This window comes from Oleiphilus sp. HI0079, assembly GCF_001635105.1.
Map to the genome: position 1 here is coordinate 1 of NZ_LWFT01000239.1, position 496 is coordinate 496.

The window sequence follows — 496 nt, forward strand, 5'->3', positions numbered from 1 at the left end:
AATCTGTTCGTTTTTTCGGCGCGCTGACAACAGCGCGCCCTCCTTTCTGAGCCGACTGAATTCCTTTAACCGCTAATTCGCGCGCACATCTCTGCATAACCTTGGCGATAATCAGGATATTGAAGGCCATAGCCTGTATTCAACATACGCTTGTTCGATAGGCGTTTATTACCGGTTCTTCGAACGGGTTCGGCTCCCGCCTCTATGAAGGTTGCATCGATACCCAGTTGACGCGCTATGAATCGATAAACCTCGTTTAAATCCACCGGCGCTGAGTCACTAGCAATGTACAGAGCTTCGACATCCTGCCTCGCGAGCACTTTTTGAATTAAGAAGACCAGAAAACCAACCGCATCATCTTCGTGAATACGATTACTCAAACGCTCACTGCCGCTCAGCACAGGCTCTCTTGCCAATACCTGACGAACCATTCTTAGCCTCTCAGCACCATATATGCCGCTAAAGCGCACGACCGTATGCGCCAAATTACTTTGCT

At 49.2% G+C, this 496-nt stretch carries 1 pseudogene; it reads right to left on the reverse strand.

Going from position 1 to position 496, the window contains the following annotated elements:
• Positions 1 to 65 precede the first annotated feature (65 nt).
• Positions 66 to 496 (reverse strand): annotated as a pseudogene (locus tag A3750_RS03590) (SDR family NAD(P)-dependent oxidoreductase); the annotation flags it as partial.